Genomic DNA, 16,645 nt, shown 5'->3' on the forward strand with positions numbered 1-16,645 from the left:
CGGTTCGGATGCTCCGGCGGGCGGGTGCCGGCCGGAGCGGGCGGTGCCGTGTCGGCCCCGGGCGGGCTCCGCGGCGACTAGGCTCGTGCCTGCTATGGACAGGTCCGCACCCCACCGCCCCCCCGGTCCGCGCCCCCGGCGCCGCGACCGCCACGGCCGCGGCCTGCGCGGCCCCCTGGCCCCGCCGCAGGTCCCGATCGCCCTGACCCGCGCCGAGGTCTTCGACGACTTCGTGCGGGACTCGGTGGAACGGCTGGAGCGGCGCTGGCCGCAGCTGGGCGAGGTGGAGTTCGCCGTGCAGGAGGTGCCGTGGCCGCCCACGGCCCCCGAGGAGGCGGCGGGCGCCCTGGGCGAGAGTGTGCCGCTGGGCCGGCTCGTCCCCGCGGGCAAGGACCGGCCCACCCGGATCGTGGTCTTCCGCCGTCCGGTGGAGATCCGGGCCAAGGGCCGCGACGAGCGGGCGGCGCTGGTGCACGACATCGTGGTGGAGCAGGTCGCCGAGCTGCTCGGCCTCTCCCCCGACACGGTGGACCCCCGCTACGGCGAGGAGTGACCCGCCGCCCGGCGTGTCGCCGGGCGGCGGGGGCGGCGGGAGGCGGCCGCGGGGCCGGGTGCGGCCGGTTCAGCCCGGGAGGACCGCGATCCGCCCGGTGGTGGTGCCGTCGGCGACCCGCTGCACGGCGTCGGCCGCGCCGTCGAGGGGGACGCGCTCGCTGACCAGCGGCCGGACGACGCCCTTGGCGGCGAGTCCGGTGAGTTCCGCGTGGGCCCGGTGCACGGCCTGCGGGTCGTGGGTGTTGTACAGGCCCCAGTGCAGGCCGAGGACCGAGTAGTTCTTGATCAGGGCGTGGTTGAGCGCGGGCGCCTGGACGGCGCCCCCGGCGAAGCCGACGACGAGGATCCGCCCCTCGAAGGCGGTGCACCGGGCGGAGCCGGTGTAGGCGTCGCCGCCGACCGGGTCGAAGACCACGTCGGCGCCGCGGCCGCCGGTCGCCTCCTTCACGGCGGCGGTGAAGTCCTGCTCCCGGCGGTCCACGACCAGGTCGGCGCCGAGCGCGCGGGCAACGGCGGCCTTCTCCGGTCCGCCGACCACGCCGATCACGGTGGCTCCGGCGGCCTTGCCCAGCTGGACGGCGGCGCTGCCGACGCCGCCCGCCGCGGCGTGCACGAGGAGGGTCTCGCCGGGGCGCAGCGCGGCACGGCGGTGCAGGCCGAACCAGGCGGTCTGGTAGCCGATGTGGAGGGCGGCCGCCTCGGCGTCGTCGAGCGCCGGGGGTGCGGGGAAGGCGGCGGCGGCGTCCATGAGCGCGTACTCGGCGTACGCGCCGTGGGGCAGCAGCGGGGTGCCGATCACCCGGTCGCCGACGGCGGGCACGCCGTCCCCCGCGCCCTCCCTGCCGGGACCGCCGGGACCACCGGGACCGCCGGACCGGCCGCCCTCCGCCGGGCCGCCCGCGGCGACGACCTCGCCGCACAGCTCGACGCCGGGGGTGAACGGGAGCGGGGGCCGCACCTGGTACTGGCCGCGGCACATGAGCGCGTCGGGGAAGTTGACCGCGGCCGCCCGCACCCGGACCAGCAGCTGCCCCGGGCCGGGCTCCGGCCGGGCGGTCTCCGCGAGCCGCATCGCGCCGCGGGGTTCGCCCGGCTCCGCCACCTGCCATGCCTTCACGCCGTCCTCCTGTTCGCCGATGCCCTTACTAAGCGCTTGCTCAGAATAGGAGCGGCCCCGCAGGATGGGAACCCCGGACCGGGACCGCCCCGGACCGGCCGCCCGCCGAGACGGATCTGCGAGGATGCCCCCCATGACCGCGACGCCCCCCGCCGACCTCTGGCCCGAGGTCCGGCCCGAGGCCGCCCGGCGGCTGCTGCTGGCCGCCGTGGAGTCCTTCGCGGGCCGCGGGTACCACGCCACCACCACCCGCGACATCGCCACCGCGGCCGGGATGAGCCCGGCGGCCCTGTACGTGCACTATCCCTCCAAGGCCGCCCTGCTCTCCGAGATCAGCCGCACCGGGCACCAGCGGACCCTCGCCCTGGTGGAGGACGCGGCGGCGGGCCCCGGCGGTCCCGACGACCGCATGCGCCGCCTCGTGGAGGACTTCACCGCCTGGCACGCGCGCACCCACACCGTGGGCCGGATCGTCCAGTACGAGCTGCAGGCGCTGCCGCCGGAGGACTTCGCCGCCGTCGCGGAGCTGCGCCACCGGATCGAGGAGACCGTGCGGGCGATGATCGCGGAGGGGGCGGCGGCCGGGGTCTTCGCCGTGCCGGACGTCCGGACGGCCGCCCGGGCGGTGCTCTCCCTCGGCATCGACGTCGCCCGCTGGTACAACGAGCGGACGGCCGAGCCCCCGGAGGAGCTCGGCCGCCGCTACGCCGACCTGGTGCTGGGCATGCTGGGCGCCCGCGGCAGCGCCTGAGACGCCGCCTGGGACGCCGCCCGCGGCGCCGCCCGCAGGACCGTCAGGAACCTTGTCCGGAAGGCCGCCGGCCCCGCCGACGGCCGGGGCGGGCAGCGGGGGCCGTCAGCCCCCGACGAGGATCGCCGGGTCCTGCGCGGCGTGCGGCACCAGCACCGTGGAGCGGTCGTCCTGGAGCGGCTGGACCGTGAACGCCGCCCCTCCGCCCGTACCGCCGGTCAGGATGCGGGCGGCGGCGACCGGTCCGCCGGAGAGGGTCTCCACCGTCACGGCCCACGGTCCGGCCGCACCGGACGGCGCCGGGGGGGCCAGGGCGACGGTGCCCCCGGCGGGCAGCTGCACCTCCTTGACGGCGGGGCTGCCGCCCCGGGCCCCGGCCGACGAGGTCACCCGGACCTTCGCCGCCTCGCCGGTGGAGGTCAGGACGAGCGTCGAGGCGCCGGCCCGGTTCTCGGCGGCGGTGGCCCTGGCGCCGACCGGCGCGCTGGAGGCCAGCCAGGCCGCGTCGGACGAGCCGCCCTTGCGCCGGTCGACCCGCAGCCCGGCGACCACCGGTGCGGCGTGCTTCGGGTCGGTGGGGCTCAGCCGCAGCGCCGACGCGTTGCCGCGGGTGACGGCCCCCAGGTCGGCGGCGGCCACCATGCCGGCCTTGACGTGCAGGGTCTCGTGGCCGGCGGGGGTGAACCAGCCGTTGGGTCCGGAGAGCTGCACCTTGAGGTCCGCGTCGTCCTCGCCCGGGGCGAGGACGACCAGCCGGGCCGAGGCCAGGTCGCCCGGGAGGCCGGGGACGACCACCGTGCCGGCGGGCGCCGCCGCGGCGGGCAGCCAGTCGCCGCCCCGGCCGGCGTCGGAGGCGTGGAGGGCGGCGGCCACCCGGCCGGTGCGGGCGGCCACGTGGACCGCCAGGTCGGGCGCGGGCGTCCTGGTGAGCGTGGAGAGCAGGATCGGCATGGAGGCGCCGGGCGGCACGGTGACGCTGCCCGCGGAGCCGCCGTCCAGCTCGCCGTCGGCCCCGTACAGGACGACGTCGACGATGGCGGGCTGGTCCTCGGGGTTGACGAGGTCGACGTAGTCGGCGCGGCCGCTCGCGGTGGAGGCGCCGGCGAACCAGAAGCCGGTGCCGGAGGCGCCGCAGGTCAGGCCGGACATGCCCCGGCCGGGGCCGACGGTCGCGGTGGTGGTCTGCTGCACGGTGAAGCCGGGCGCGAGGCCGCCGTCGGCGACGGCCGCCACCGCGGGGGCCTCGTCGCCGCCGGGCGCCTTGGCGGTGACCGGCGCGCCCGCCTTCGCGAGGGTGGCGAGCGGGCCGCCCCGGGACGCCCCGGCCCGCGGCGCGGCCGAGGCGCTGCGGCCGGGCTTCGCACCGGCCCCGCCGCCCGGCGTTGCGCTCGCGGACCCGCTGGACGAGGGGGCCGGGGAGCCGCTGGGGACGGCGCCCGCGGCGACGGGGACGAGCGTGCCGTGGCCGCCCGCCGCCCCGCCGGCCGGGGTGAAGGCGGTGTACGCGGTGGTGCCGGAGAAGCCCTGGAAGGGCTGCGGGCACACGGCGGAGGTCCGCTCCACCGTGGCCCGGGTGGTGCCGGCGGGACCGTCGGCGGCCGGGTCCGCGGGCGGCCGCAGCTCGGCGACGCCGAACGCGGCGGCCAGCACCGCGGCGGCGGCGAGCAGCGAGGCGGTGGTGCGGTTGGAGGTCAGGTTCCTCATCACTCGTCAGCTCCCGGATCCGTCGCGGCGGCTGTCGCCCGGCCCGTAGGGGTCGGCGTGGCCGCCCTGCTGCAGCCAGGGGTCGTCGGCGTCCAGCGAGCCGTAGGCCCCCTGGTCGCCGTCCTGCCCGGCGCCCTGGGCGTAGGGGTCCCAGCCGTAGCCCGCGGCCTGGTCGTAGCCCGCGGCCTGGTCGTGGCCGGGGTGGGGTGCCGGGGCCCCGTAGGGCTCCTGCCGGGGCGCCGCGTACGGGTCCCAGGCGGCGGGTCCGGCCTGCTGGTAGGGCTGCTGGGCGTACCCCGGGTCCGCGTAGGCGCCGGCGGGCGTGTGCGGGTCGTAGCCGTACGCGTCGGCGGCGGCCTGCGACGGGACCGCCGCCGCGTACACCGCGCCGTCGGCCTCCGCACCCTCCGGCAGGGAGGCGTCGCCGGGGCCGTCGCCGTCCGGGTCCGCCCCCTCGGCGGCGGCGAGACGGCGGGCGCGGCGGCTGCCGGGCACCGGCGGCTCGGCGGCCTGCGGGGCCTCCTCCTCCGGCAGGTCGTCGTCGTTGGTGGAGCGCCGGGCGGGCAGGGCCAGCACGACGAGGGTGAGGGCGAGCAGCACCTGCACCCAGATCCGGCCGGTGTGCAGGGCGCCGCCGCGGTGGGTGACGGCGAGGGTGCCGCCGGAGGCGGGCAGCCGGAAGCCCTGCGCCCAGCCGTCGACGGCGGGGACCGCCGGGAGGGCGCGGCCGTCGAGGGTGGCCTGCCAGCCGTCGTCCGCACGCTCGGCGAGGCGCAGCACCCGGCCGTCGGGGCCGGCGGGGACGGCGGTGCGGATGTCGGACGGCCCGGAGGGCACGGGGGTGACCGTGCCGTCGGGGGCGGTGAGCACGGCGCGGGCGGCGGGGGCGCCGTCGATCCGCCACAGGGCCGTGCCGCCCTCCTGGCTGACCCGGGTGAGGCCCGGGGTGGTGTCCAGGACGTCCTGCACCTTGGCGGTGAGCGGGTCGTGGACCAGCACGTACTGCACCGCGTAGCCCGCGAGCCGCCCGGACTGGTCGCCGCCGGAGCCGGCCAGCAGGTTGCCGACCAGGGTGGTGAGGCCGGGCGCCGGGGTGTCGGTCTCGGCGTCGCCGAGGGACAGGCCGGAGCCGCGGACCAGCGCGTAGGTGACGGCGCTGCCGTCGGCGTCGCCGTGCAGGACGAGGGTGCGGGTGCGGTCGACGGTCCCGGACTCGGCGGCGACGAACGCCGGCACCTGCACCGGGCTGGTGCGCCGCAGCGGGTCGCCCGCGCCGCGCACCGCCCACCACAGGGCCGTACCGAGGGGGGCGAGGACGGCGGCGAACACCACCAGGGCGGCGACCGGCTGCCGCCAGCCGAAGTCGATGCCGGCGACGCGGGCCTGCGCGCCGTCGGCGCCGATGCAGGCCGCGGCGAGCAGGGCGGTTCCGGTGAGCAGGGTGGCGGGCCCGGCCCAGGCGGCGACCGGCAGGGCGCCCGGCCCGGGGGTGACCGCGGTGCCCGCGACGACGACGGCGAAGAGCAGGCCGACCGCGGCGCCGGCCCAGGCGGCCAGCACGGCGCGGCGCCGGTCGGCGCGCAGCAGGGCGGCCAGGGCGGCGAGCACCACGCCCGCCGAGAGGAGCAGGGGCGGGGTGCCGGCGCCGCCGGGATTGACCAGGACCAGGCCGAGGGGGGTGGCGGCCGCGCCGGCGCCGCGGGGCAGTCCGGCCTCCAGCAGCAGCCGGGAGGGCGAGCCGAGGACGTCCAGCGACCAGGGCGCCAGCACCAGGACCGGCGTGGCGGCGACGGCCAGGCAGCGCAGCCCGAGGCGGCGCACCGCGACCGCGCCGCTGCCGTACGCGCCGCCGCGGACCGCGGCCGCGGCCACCGCCGCGGCGCACAGCAGCAGGGCGAGCACCCAGACGGCGGGGACGAAGGCGGTGACCGCGGTGAGCAGCAGGGCGGCCGTCCACACGCTGCGCCAGCCGGGGCGGGCGCCGCGGGCGGCGGTCTCCCGGCGGATGCCGAGGCCGGCGGCGACGGCGGCGGCGCGGGCCAGCGGCGGCAGCAGCACGGCGAGGACGGCGGTGCCGATGCGGCCCTGGGCGAGGGCTCCGGTGGCGGCGGGGAGGAAGGCGTAGGCGGCGCCGGCCCAGGCGCGGACGGCGCGGGACTCCACCAGCGGCCGGGTGACGAGGTAGGCGGAGACGCCGGCCAGCGGCACGGAGAGCACGAGCAGCAGGGTGACCGCGAGGTCGGCGTCGCCGCCGAGGAGCCAGGAGAGCACGGCGAGCACGCCGAGGTAGGGCGGGGCGGTGGCGGTGGACCCCGCGCCGACGGGGTGCCAGGCGTCGGCGTACGCGTGCCACAGGGCGGCGGCCCGGTCGGCGGGCAGGAGGGCGCCGCCGAGCAGGGTGCCGCCGCCGACCAGGTCGCGGCAGGCGGCGAGGGCGACCAGCAGCAGTCCGGCGAAGAGCACCGGGGCGGGGCGGCGGGCGATCCGCTTGAGCCGCGCGAACTGCTCGACCTCCAGGAAGTCGGCGTCGTCGTCGGTGGGTCCGCTCTCCGCGCCGCCGTGGCGTCCGGCGCCGGAGTCGTCGCCGCGGCCGGCGCCCAGGGCGCCGGCGGCCTGCTCGACGGTGAGGCGGACGGTGGCGCCCGGGGCGGGGAAGAGCGTCCGGTCGTCGAGGGCGTCGGCGGAGCGGGTGCGGGAGCGGCGGACGCGGGCGCCGAGGACGCCGGGCAGCCGCAGCAGCACGTGGCCGAGGCCGGCGAGCTCGTCGAGCGACTGGCCGGGGGCCTTGCCCACGAGGTAGCCGACGGCGCGGACCAGGGTGGAGAGCAGCACCCGCAGCAGGACGTAGGGCAGCAGCAGGCCGCGGGAGTTGGCGAGGAGGGTGAAGACGGCGCCGGCCTTGTCGACCCGGTGGGGGTGGTCGGGGGCGCAGTCGATGGGGCGGCGCTCGCGGCTGGCGGCCTCGGCGTGGCGCAGGACGGCGTCGGGGGCGACGACGACGCGGTGGCCGGCGGCGTTGACCCGCCAGCACAGGTCGACGTCGTCGCGCATCAGGGGCAGCGCCCGGTCGAAGCCGCCGAGCTGCTCGAAGACGTCGCGGCGGACCAGCATGCCGGCGGTGGAGACGGCGAGGACGGGGCGCACCTGGTCGTGCTGGCCCTGGTCCTGCTCGCGGCGGTCCAGGCCGGTCCAGCGGCGGCCGGAGCGGGCGATGGTGACGCCGACCTCCAGCAGCTGGCGGCGGTCGTACCAGCTGCGGAGCTTGGGGCCCACGACGGCGGCGGAGGGGGTGGAGTCGGCGACCTGGAGGAGGCGGCGCAGGGCGTCGGGCTGCGGCTCGGAGTCGTCGTGGAGGAGCCAGAGCCACTCCACGGGCTCGCCGGAGCCGCCGTGCCCGCCGCCGTCGAGGGCGTCGTCGCGGCCGAGCGGGTCGCCGTACTCGTCCCAGGCGCCGGCGGAGGCGGCGGGCCCGGCCGGGGCGAGGTCGTAGGGCAGGTCCTCGGGGCGCAGCGGCGCGGTGGAGCGGACGGCCTCGCCGACGGCGGCTCCGAAGCCGGTGCGGCGGGCCAGGTGGAGGACGCCGCCGCCGAGCGCGTCGGCGAGCAGCCGCGGCGAGGCGTCGGCGGAGCCGGTGTCGGCGGCGACGACGCGCTGGACCGGGCGGTCCTGGCCGAGGAGGCCCTGGAGGGTCCTGGGAAGCCAGCGGGCGCCGTCGTGCGCGACGACGACGGCGGTGACCAGGTGCCTCGGGTAGGCCGGCGGTCGGGTGTGGCTGTAGGCAGTCATCGCGTGAGCGGGCCCCGGTTCGCATGGACGGCAGGTTGCGCGCGCTGTGCCTGCCGGGGGCGGGGACGGCCTGCCCGGGTGCCGGCGGTGCGCGGTCCGGACGACGCTTCTCCGGATGGCGCACCACACTAACGGCTCCGCCGGGGGCGGCGGGCCGCGAGGCCCGCACACGGCTGCGCCCCGCCGGTCGGGCGGGGCGCAGCCGTGGTGCTCGTGTGCAGATGTCCTGGCGCCGGTGTGCCGACGGCCGGTCAGGTCGCCCTGCCGGACCGCGGGCCGGGCGCGGCCGTCAGACCGCGCTCTTCTTCAGCCGGCGGCGCTCCCGCTCGGAGAGGCCGCCCCAGATCCCGAACCGCTCGTCGTTGGCGAGGGCGTACTCCAGGCACTCGGAGCGGACCTCGCAGGACAGGCAGACCTTCTTGGCCTCCCTGGTGGAACCGCCCTTCTCCGGGAAGAACGACTCGGGATCGGTCTGGGCGCACAGGGCGCGCTCCTGCCAGCCGAGCTCCTCCTCGGTGTCCTCACCGATCATCAGCTCAAAGAGCTCGCTCATGCGGCGCGCCTCCTAGCCCCTCTTCAGCTTCCCCGTGTGCCGCCCTCGTCCGTGGCGGTGAACGACACGAGTGAAATTACAAGTGCGTCACTCTGGCTCAGTCAAGCCGGGCTCTGGTATTGGCCGGTGGATTCACTCCCCGGAACCAAGGGGCCACGAATAGTGTGCATATTCGGGCAAACCGGAACCATCACCTCGGGGAGGAGCACTGCCGGCCGGACCCCCGCCGTCTCCTCGGGAAAGACGGTCTCCGCAGCCCGGCGGTTGCCCGGTCGGCGGCGGAGGCGGTGTGGATCACAGCCGGGCACGGGACCGCCCAGGGCTGATGACGCGCTGCTTCCCGGGGGCTCCGGCATGCAAACACCGTGCCCGCAACATCCGTCGATCGAGTGACGGCCGGCGGTACCCGCGCTGACGGTTTGACATCCGGCGGGCCTCCGGGGTCTCCTTGGCCCCATGTCCGCGCGCCTCGCCCACCGGAGCCTCCACGTCGAGCTCCGCCGTGCCGCCAGCGCGCTCTGTTGTCCTCGCACCCGCCGTCCGTAGCGCCCGCTCCGCCGGGCGCCGGCACGCACCCCAGGCCCCTGCCCCCCGCGCGCCCGGCCCTGCGGCCCGAGCACCGCCTCCCGCTCCCGGCCCGCGCGCACGCCTCCGCGAGGACCCACCCGTGCACCGCACCCCCGAGCACCCCGCCGCCCGTCCCACCGCGCCCGCGCCCCGCTGGTCCGACGGCCTCAGCGACCTCTCCGTCGCCGGCGACCCCCTGGCCTTCCCGCACCTCGCCGTGGACGCCGCGCCCGCCGGGCCGGCCACCGTCGCCGACTTCGCCGCGCTGGTCCGCGGGACCGCCGCCGACCGCGGCCGCTGGGAGCCGCTGGTCCGCTACGACGCCCTCACCCGCTGGTACGCCCGGCTGGCGACCGGCCCCGGCCACGAGGTGTGGCTGCTGAGCTGGCTGCCCGGCCAGTCCAGCGGGCTGCACGACCACGGCGCCTCGCTCGGCGTGATGACCGTGGTCCGCGGCGAGCTGGCCGAGCGCTCGCGGGACCGCTCCGGCGAGCGCTCCCGCACCCTGCGGCCCGGCACGGTCCGCGTCCTGCCGGGCCGCCCGGCGCACGGCGGCGCCGGGGCCGGGCGGGCCGGCGGCACCGGGGCCGTCCACGAGGTGGTCAACGCCTCCCTGGAGCCCGCCGTGAGCATCCACGTCTACGCACCCGGCCTGGTGGAGATGAACCGGCACCGGCCGTCCGCGGAGCCCGTGCGGCCCCCCGCGCGGCTGCCCGCCGGCGGCCCGCCCGGGCCCGGCGTGTACGAGGGCGCCTGACGGCGGGGCGCGCCGCGCCTGCGAGGATGGCCGCATGCGCATCGTGGCACTGGCCGGAGGGATCGGAGGGGCGCGCTTCCTGCGCGGCCTCAAGGAAGCCGTCGCCCCCGGCGGCGACCCGTCCCCGTCCGCTCCCGCCGAGATCACCGTCGTCGGCAACACCGGCGACGACATCCACCTCTTCGGACTGAAGGTCTGCCCCGACCTCGACACCGTGATGTACACCCTCGGCGGGGGCATCCACGAGGAGCAGGGCTGGGGCCGGGCCGACGAGACCTGGTCCGTGAAGGAGGAGCTGAAGGCGTACGGCGTCGGGCCCGACTGGTTCGGCCTGGGCGACCGCGACGTGGCCACCCACGTCGTCCGCACCCAGATGCTCGCCGCCGGCTACCCGCTGAGCGCGGTCACCGAGGCGCTGTGCGCCCGCTGGCGGCCGGGCGTGCGCCTGCTCCCGATGTCCGACGACCGGGTCGAGACCCACGTCCTCGTCGAGGACGCCGAGGGCCGCCGCGCCGTGCACTTCCAGGAGTACTGGGTGCGGCTGCGGGCCGAGGTCCCGGCGCTCGCGGTGGTCCCGGTCGGCGCCGAGGACGCCAAGCCCGCGCCGGGCGTGCTGGAGGCGATCGCGGAGGCCGACGTCATCCTGCTGCCGCCGTCCAACCCGGTGGTCAGCGTCGGCACGATCCTCGCCGTCCCCGGGGTCCGGCAGGCCGTCGCGGAGGCGGACGCGCCCGTGGTCGGCCTCTCCCCCATCGTCGGCGGCGCCCCCGTGCGCGGCATGGCCGACAAGGTGCTGGCGGCCGTCGGCGTGGAGTCGACCGCCGAGGCGGTGGCCCGGCACTACGGGCCCGGGCTGCTGGACGGCTGGCTGGTGGACACCTCGGACGCGGACGCGGTGCCCGGCGTGGAGGCGGCCGGCATCGCCTGCCGGGCGGTGCCGCTGATGATGACCGACACGGCGGCCGCCGCCGCCATGGCCCGGGCCGCCCTGGACCTCGCCGAGGAGGTGCGCGGATGACCGGCTACACGGTCCTGCCCCTCCCCGGCGTCCCCGAGGTGGCCCCCGGCGACGACCTCGCCGCCCTGGTCGCCGCCGCGGCCGCCGCGGAGGGCGGTCCGGGCCTGCGCGACGGCGACGTGCTGCTGGTCACCTCCAAGGTCGTCAGCAAGGCCGAGGGCCGGGTCGTGGCGGCCGCCGACCGCGAGGCGGCGATCGACGCCGAGACCGTCCGCACCGTGGCCCGGCGCGGCCGCACCCGCATCGTCGAGAACCGGCAGGGCCTGGTGATGGCCGCCGCCGGGGTGGACGCCTCCAACACCGCCCCCGGCACCGTGCTGCTGCTGCCCGAGGACCCGGACGCCTCCGCCCGCGCCCTGCGCGCCCGGCTGCGCGCGCTGACCGGCGCGGACGTCGCCGTCGTCGTCACCGACACCGCCGGCCGGCCCTGGCGCAACGGCCTCACCGACATCGCGATCGGCGCCGCCGGGGTCGCCGTCCTCGACGACCACCGCGGCCGCACCGACAGCCACGGCAACGAGCTGGCCGTCACCGTCACCGCCACCGCCGACGAGCTGGCCGCCGCCGGGGACCTCGCCAAGGGCAAGACCTCCGGCACGCCCGTCGCGGTCGTCCGCGGACTGGCCGGCGTCGCCACCGCCGAGGACGGGCCCGGCGCCCGCGCGCTGATCCGGCCCGCCGCCGACGACATGTTCCGCCTCGGCACCTCCGAGGCGCTGCGCGAGGCGGTCACCCTGCGCCGCACCGTGCGGCGGTTCACCGGCGAGCCGGTGGACGGCGGGGCCGTGCGCCGCGCGGTGGCCGCCGCGGTCACCGCGCCCGCGCCGCACCACACCACGCCCTGGCGGTTCGTGCTGCTGGAGACCGAGGCGGCCCGCACCAAGCTCCTCGACGCGATGCTCGACGCCTGGCGCACCGACCTGCGGGAGATCGACGGCTGGGACGAGGAGCGGATCGCCCGCCGCACCCGCCGCGGCGACGTGCTGCGGGACGCCCCCTACCTGGTGGTGCCCTGCCTGGTCGCGGACGGCGCCCACGCCTACCCGGACCCGCGGCGCAGCGCCGCCGAGCGGGAGATGTTCGTGGTCGCGATGGGCGCCGCGGTGCAGAACCTGCTGGTGGCGCTGGCCGGCGAGGGCTACGGCTCGGCGTGGGTGTCGTCCACCATGTTCTGCCGGCCGACGGTCCGCGGGGCGCTCTCGCTGCCGGACGGCTGGGACGCCATGGGCGCGGTCGCGGTCGGCCGGCCGGCCGAGGCCCCCGCGGTCCGGCCCGCCCGGCCGGCGGACGCCTTCGTCGAGGTCCGCTGACCCCGGATCCGCCCTTCCCGCCCCTCCCGGCGCCGCCCGGGACCTTCCGGCGGTGGACGCACGGCGCCGCCCGGACCCCGAGGGGTCCGGGCGGCGTGCGTACGGGCACGGGGACCGCACGGCAGCCGGCCCGCCGGAGGGGGAGAGGACGGCGGGCCGGCTGCGGGGCCCGGCCTGGTGCCGGAACGGCCGGAGAGTGTCCGTACCCGTGGGGCCGTTCCGGCGGCCGGGCGGTCCGTGGGACCGCGGCCTGCGGGGCCGCGGTCAGCGGGGCGGCATGCCGCCGCCGCGCGGGTCGGCGTACGGGTCGTGCGGGTCGGCGTACGGCTCCCGCGGCGCGCCGGCCGAGCCGGGCTGCCCGCCGGGGGTGTCGCCCCACTGCGGGGTGGCCTCGTGGGCCTGCGGGCCGGGCTTCGGTGCGCCGGTCCCGTACCCGGACGCGGCACCGCCCTGGCGCTCGGCGCCGCCGGGCACCTCGCCCCGCCAGGCGCCACTCTCGGCGCCCCGCGACTCGATGTACTCCTTGAACTTCTTCAGGTCGCCGCTCACCTGCCCGCGGACCACGCCCAGCTTGTCGCCGGCCTGCTCGACGATGCCCTCCGGCTCGAAGTCGAGCTGCAGCATCACGCGGGTGTGGGTGTCGTCCAGCCGGTGGAAGGTGACCACGCCGGCCTGCTTGGTGCCGCTCAGGCTGTGCCAGGCGATGCGCTCGTCGGGCCGCTGCTCGTCGATCTCCGCGTCGAACTCGCGGCTCACACCGGCGATCTTCGTGTGCCAGTGCGTCAGCCTGTCGGAGCGCTGCTCGATGCGCTCGACGCCGGACATGAACCTCGGGAACTCCTCGAACTGCGTCCACTGGTTGTAGGCCGTGCGGACGGGCACGTCCACGTCGATCGAATGCTCGACGGTCGTCACGCCGGATCACTCCTCACCCTGTCGGGGATCACTCTCGAAGGTCGCTCACTGGATCGGCTGCCCCTGGCCAACCGGGCAAAACGCCCGTTTCTCGGGGGATGCACCGGGTAGAAACGGGCCTTCGCGCCCGGGGTGCCCGGCTGCCCCCGGCGCCCGGCGGCCGGGTGCCGGGCGGCCTCCGGCGGGGTGCGGGGAGAGTCCTCCGGCGGGGTGCCCGGCGCGTTGCGGACGCGCTCCCGCCCCGGCCCGCGGCCCCCTCCCCGCAGGACCGCCCGGTCCCCGTGCCGGACGGCACGGGGACCGGGCGGCGGGGCGTCACACGGCGCGGAAGTCGCGCGGCGCGAACCGGGGGGCCCGGCGCGGCGGGCGCGCCCCGCAGAGCCGGACCAGCCGGCAGGCGCGGTGCCGGTGCCCGAGGTAGGGCTCCAGCAGCTCCAGCATCCCCGCGTCGTCCGTGCGGTGCCGCCCGGCCAGCACCCACCCCACCGTGTTCGGCAGGTGCAGGTCGCCGACGCTGACGGCGTCGGGGTCCCCGTTGCTGCGCTGCAGCGTCTCGGCGGCCGTCCACACGCCGATGCCGGCCACGGTGGTGAGGCGGGCGACGGCCTCGGCGGGGCCCATCGCCGACGCCTCCTCCAGCCGCGGCGCCAGCCGCGCCGCCCGGACGACGGCCGCCGCCCGCCTGGCGTCCACGCCCGCGCGGTGCCACTCCCAGGAGGGGACGGCCGCCCAGTCGCGGGCCGCCGGGGCGACGCGCATGCGGGCCACCGGCGAGCCGGGGGCCGCCGCTGGGCCGGGCGCGGGCGTGCCGAACCACTGCAGCAGCAGCCGCCAGCCGCGGTGCGCCTCGACGACGGTGACCTTCTGCTCCAGCACGGCCGGGACGAGCGACTCCATCACCAGCCCGGTGCGGCCGAGCCGCAGGCCGGGATGGCGCCGGTGGGCGTCGTGCAGCAGCCGGTGGCGCGGGTCGGGGGCGAAGCCCGACGGGTCGTCGGCGGCGCCGAGCAGGTCCGGCAGCCGGTCCAGCAGCCATGCGGCGCCCGGCCCCCACGCCTGCGCCTCGACCACGCCCTCGGCGGGACGGGCGGCGATCCGCACGGTGCCGGGTCCCGCCGGGGTGCGGGAGGCCCGCCACACGGCGCCGTCCGGCGCGGTGCGGTACGCCGGGTCGCCGGGCCCCCGGCACAGCACGCCCAGGGTGAGCGGCACGTCCACCGGGCCCGGCGGGCGCCAGGTGCGGCACGGTCCGGCGCCGGCGGGCTGCGGGCCGGGCGCGGACCTGGGCGGGGGGACGGTCATGACGGCCCCAGCGTACGCGGCGGGCCCGGTCCGGGCCCGCACGACGGCCCCGCACGGCGGATCCGGCCGGCGGATCCGGCCGGGTCCGCCGGGGCGGGACGGCGGCCCGGCGCCCGTCCGCACGGGGCTACCGGCCCTGCAGGTCCGCGGCCTCGCTGCGGACGTCCTCGAGGTCCGCGTAGAGGGCGTCGCCGGGGCACTGGGTGGCGAGGGCGTCGCGGTGGCCGGAGATGCCCCTGAACTCCGCCTTCTTCGACCCGAGCACGGCGGTGCCCTTCGGGTCGCGGCCGCCGAGGCCGAGCTTCCAGGCGGCGAGCCGGGCGATCGCGTCCAGCATGTCCTGGGGCACGTCGCCGTCGCCGTCGCCGAAGCTGCCGATGGCCGCGATGCCGGCGGAGTCGCTGTTGTAGCCGAGGGTGTGCGCGCCGAGGACGGCCCTGGAGACCCCGCCCGCGCGGCCCTCGTAGAGGGTGCCGCACTTGTCGACCAGGAAGTTGTAGCCGATGTCCCGCCAGCCGTTGCTCTTCACGTGGTAGCGGTAGATGCTCCGGACGATCGCGTCGGCGTCGGAGCACGCGTAGTCGTTCTCGGTGGCGGTGTGGTGGACGAAGACGACCCGCACCGTGCCGGTGTACTGGGGCGGTTCCGTCCGCAGCTTCTCGTCGGCGCCCCAGCCGGCCCGGGTGACGATCTCCGGCCGGTCGGCGGCGTACTCCCGGCGGGTGAGGCGCCGGCCGACGGCCGCGGCGCCCGCGGCGGGCAGGACGCGCGGCAGGGCGGCGCTGTGCACCCCGGTGCCGGGGTCGACGAGGTCGACCCGCAGCCCGGCGGGCAGGGCGCGGCGGCCGGGCACCACCTCGACCTCGACCCCGTCGGAGGGCCCCGTCCACAGCGGGGCGGTGCCGCCGCGGGTGCCGGGGGCGTCGCGTTCGGCGGCTCCGACGTCCGGCGCGTCGTCGGAGCCGCCGGAGATGCGGTGCCAGCCGCTCCAGCGGCCGGTCCGGCTGTCGCGGGTGCGGGCCCGCACCGTGCCGTCGAGCTCGGCCCGCGGGTCGTTCCAGGTGACGCCGAGCAGGGAGAAGCGGTGGGTGCGGCGCGCGGGGAGCTCCCGCGGCCCCCGGGCTCCCGCGCCGCCCGCCGGGGAGGCGGCGAGCAGGCGGCGGGCGGCGCCCGCCGGTGCGGCGGTGAGCGGGATGACGGTGGTTGCTCCGTCCGGTCCGCCGCCGGGGGTGGCGGCCGCCGCGTCGCCGGGGAGGAGGCCGGCCCGGACGGCCGGTCCGGCGGCGGTGCCGGTGGCGAGACCCTGCAGGGCGAGGGCGGCGGCACAGCCCGCCCCCAGTACTGTCACGAGAGCAATGCGCATAAAAAGGATATTGAGCCCAATGAACTCATGACGCCACCTCAACTGGCGAACCGCCAGTTCCGCCCGGCCGCCGCCGCGACCGTGGCCATTCCGTGCCTCGCCCGCGCGCACCGCCGGGGGGTCCAGGCCTTAGTCTGGGGCGCACCATGACTGCGACATTCGCCGCCGACGCCCGCACCCCCGCCGACCTGCTGCGATCCGCGCTCGACGGGGACCCCGCCCGCCCCCTGGTGACCTTCTACGACGACGGCACGGGGGAGAGGGTCGAACTGTCCGTCAGGACGTTCGACAACTGGGTCGCCAAGACCTCCAACCTGCTCCAGGACGAACTCGGCGCCGGTCCCGGCGACCGGGCGGCCCTGCTGCTCCCCGCGCACTGGCAGACCGCGGTCTGGCTGCTCGCCTGCTGGTCCGTCGGGGTCTGCGCCGCCCCCGGCGCGGACCCGGCGGAGGCCGACCTGGTGGTCAGCGGACCGGACGGCCTGGAGGCCGCCCAGGCCTGCTCCGGCGAACGGGTGGCGCTGGCGCTGCGCCCGCTCGGCGGACGGTTCCCGCAGCGGCCCGCCGGGTTCCTCGACTACGCGGCCGAGGTGCCGGCCCAGGGAGACCGGTTCGCGCCGTACTCCCCCGTCGACCCCGAGTCGACGGCGCTGGAGGTCGACGCCGGGGGCCGGGTGGAGCGCCTGACCGCCGAGGAGGTCGTGGCGCACGCCCGCGCGGGCGCGGCGCGCCTGGGCGTCGGCCCCGGGGACCGGGTGCTGTCGACACTGCCGTACGACACCTGGGACGGCCTGGAGGCCGGCCTGCTGGCCCCCCTGGCGGCCGGCGCGTCGCTGGTGCTGTGCCGCAACTCGGACGGCCTCTCCGCCGAGCAGTGGGAGAAGCGGGCCGCGTCCGAGCGGGTCACGCTGCGGCTGGGCTGACCACCGCGCCGGGGCGGCGCCCCA

Annotated in this window: 12 protein-coding genes and 1 pseudogene; 6 read left to right on the top strand and 7 right to left on the bottom strand. The window is 78.5% G+C overall.

From position 1 onward, the window contains the following. Positions 1–94: 94 nt before the first annotated feature. Positions 95–553: a metallopeptidase family protein gene (locus tag LO771_RS04945; protein ID WP_230648416.1), complete on the top strand. Its 459-nt coding sequence runs from the start codon at positions 95–97 to the stop codon at positions 551–553. 69 nt (positions 554–622) lie between these two features. On the opposite strand, the gene LO771_RS04950 is transcribed toward LO771_RS04945, so the two are convergent. Further along, complete coding sequence (locus tag LO771_RS04950) at positions 623–1,672, bottom strand: NADPH:quinone oxidoreductase family protein (protein ID WP_230648418.1); 1,050 nt, start codon at positions 1,670–1,672, stop codon at positions 623–625. A gap of 124 nt (positions 1,673–1,796) precedes the next feature. Between LO771_RS04950 and LO771_RS04955 the strand changes: the two genes are divergently transcribed. After that, positions 1,797–2,423 (top strand): TetR/AcrR family transcriptional regulator, encoded by a 627-nt coding sequence (locus LO771_RS04955; RefSeq protein WP_374228071.1) that lies wholly within the window; start codon positions 1,797–1,799, stop codon positions 2,421–2,423. A 105-nt stretch (positions 2,424–2,528) separates the two neighbouring features. Here LO771_RS04955 and LO771_RS04960 read toward each other — a convergent pair whose 3' ends face one another. The 3 genes from LO771_RS04960 to LO771_RS04970 form a co-directional block, all read right to left on the bottom strand. Next, positions 2,529–4,127 (bottom strand): DUF5719 family protein, encoded by a 1,599-nt coding sequence (locus LO771_RS04960; protein ID WP_230648422.1) that lies wholly within the window; start codon positions 4,125–4,127, stop codon positions 2,529–2,531. Positions 4,128–4,133: 6 nt separating this feature from the next. Next, a complete protein-coding gene (locus LO771_RS04965; protein ID WP_230648424.1) occupies positions 4,134–7,913 on the bottom strand; it encodes a glycosyltransferase family 2 protein in 3,780 nt (1,259 codons plus the stop codon). A 289-nt stretch (positions 7,914–8,202) separates the two neighbouring features. Continuing rightward, entirely contained in the window at positions 8,203–8,466 is a 264-nt protein-coding gene (locus tag LO771_RS04970) for a WhiB family transcriptional regulator (protein WP_230648426.1), read from the bottom strand. Between the two features lie 667 nt (positions 8,467–9,133). Between LO771_RS04970 and LO771_RS04975 the strand changes: the two genes are divergently transcribed. The 3 genes from LO771_RS04975 to LO771_RS04985 are packed head-to-tail and all read left to right on the top strand — an operon-like array spanning position 9,134 to position 12,118. Next, positions 9,134–9,790 carry a cysteine dioxygenase family protein gene (locus LO771_RS04975; RefSeq protein WP_374228072.1) on the top strand — a complete coding sequence of 219 codons (657 nt, stop codon included), beginning with the start codon at positions 9,134–9,136 and terminating at the stop codon, positions 9,788–9,790. Positions 9,791–9,824: 34 nt separating this feature from the next. Further along, the gene (cofD, locus tag LO771_RS04980) at positions 9,825–10,808 is read left to right on the top strand and encodes a 2-phospho-L-lactate transferase (protein WP_230648428.1); all 984 of its coding nucleotides are present in this window, start codon (positions 9,825–9,827) and stop codon (positions 10,806–10,808) included. Further along, a complete protein-coding gene (locus LO771_RS04985; RefSeq protein WP_230648430.1) occupies positions 10,805–12,118 on the top strand; it encodes a coenzyme F420-0:L-glutamate ligase in 1,314 nt (437 codons plus the stop codon). The genes cofD and LO771_RS04985 overlap by 4 nt, the downstream gene beginning before the upstream one ends. 471 nt (positions 12,119–12,589) lie before the next feature. Here the strand turns inward: LO771_RS04985 and LO771_RS04990 are convergent. The 3 genes and pseudogenes from LO771_RS04990 to LO771_RS05000 all read right to left on the bottom strand — a co-directional run. Further along, positions 12,590–13,033, bottom strand: a pseudogene (locus LO771_RS04990) (SRPBCC family protein); the annotation flags it as partial. Positions 13,034–13,348: 315 nt separating this feature from the next. Further along, the gene (locus LO771_RS04995) at positions 13,349–14,335 is read right to left on the bottom strand and encodes a DNA-3-methyladenine glycosylase (RefSeq protein ID WP_230648432.1); all 987 of its coding nucleotides are present in this window, start codon (positions 14,333–14,335) and stop codon (positions 13,349–13,351) included. Between the two features lie 127 nt (positions 14,336–14,462). After that, a complete protein-coding gene (locus LO771_RS05000) occupies positions 14,463–15,698 on the bottom strand; it encodes a peptidoglycan recognition protein (RefSeq protein ID WP_230648434.1) in 1,236 nt (411 codons plus the stop codon). A gap of 146 nt (positions 15,699–15,844) precedes the next feature. Here LO771_RS05000 and LO771_RS05005 point away from each other — a divergent pair, with 146 nt between their 5' ends. Further along, the gene (locus LO771_RS05005) at positions 15,845–16,621 is read left to right on the top strand and encodes a TIGR03089 family protein (protein WP_230648435.1); all 777 of its coding nucleotides are present in this window, start codon (positions 15,845–15,847) and stop codon (positions 16,619–16,621) included. The last annotated feature ends 24 nt before the right edge of the window (positions 16,622–16,645 follow it).

The organism is Streptacidiphilus sp. ASG 303 (assembly GCF_020991365.1).
In the GTDB taxonomy this organism is placed as follows: Bacteria; Actinomycetota; Actinomycetes; order Streptomycetales; family Streptomycetaceae; genus Peterkaempfera.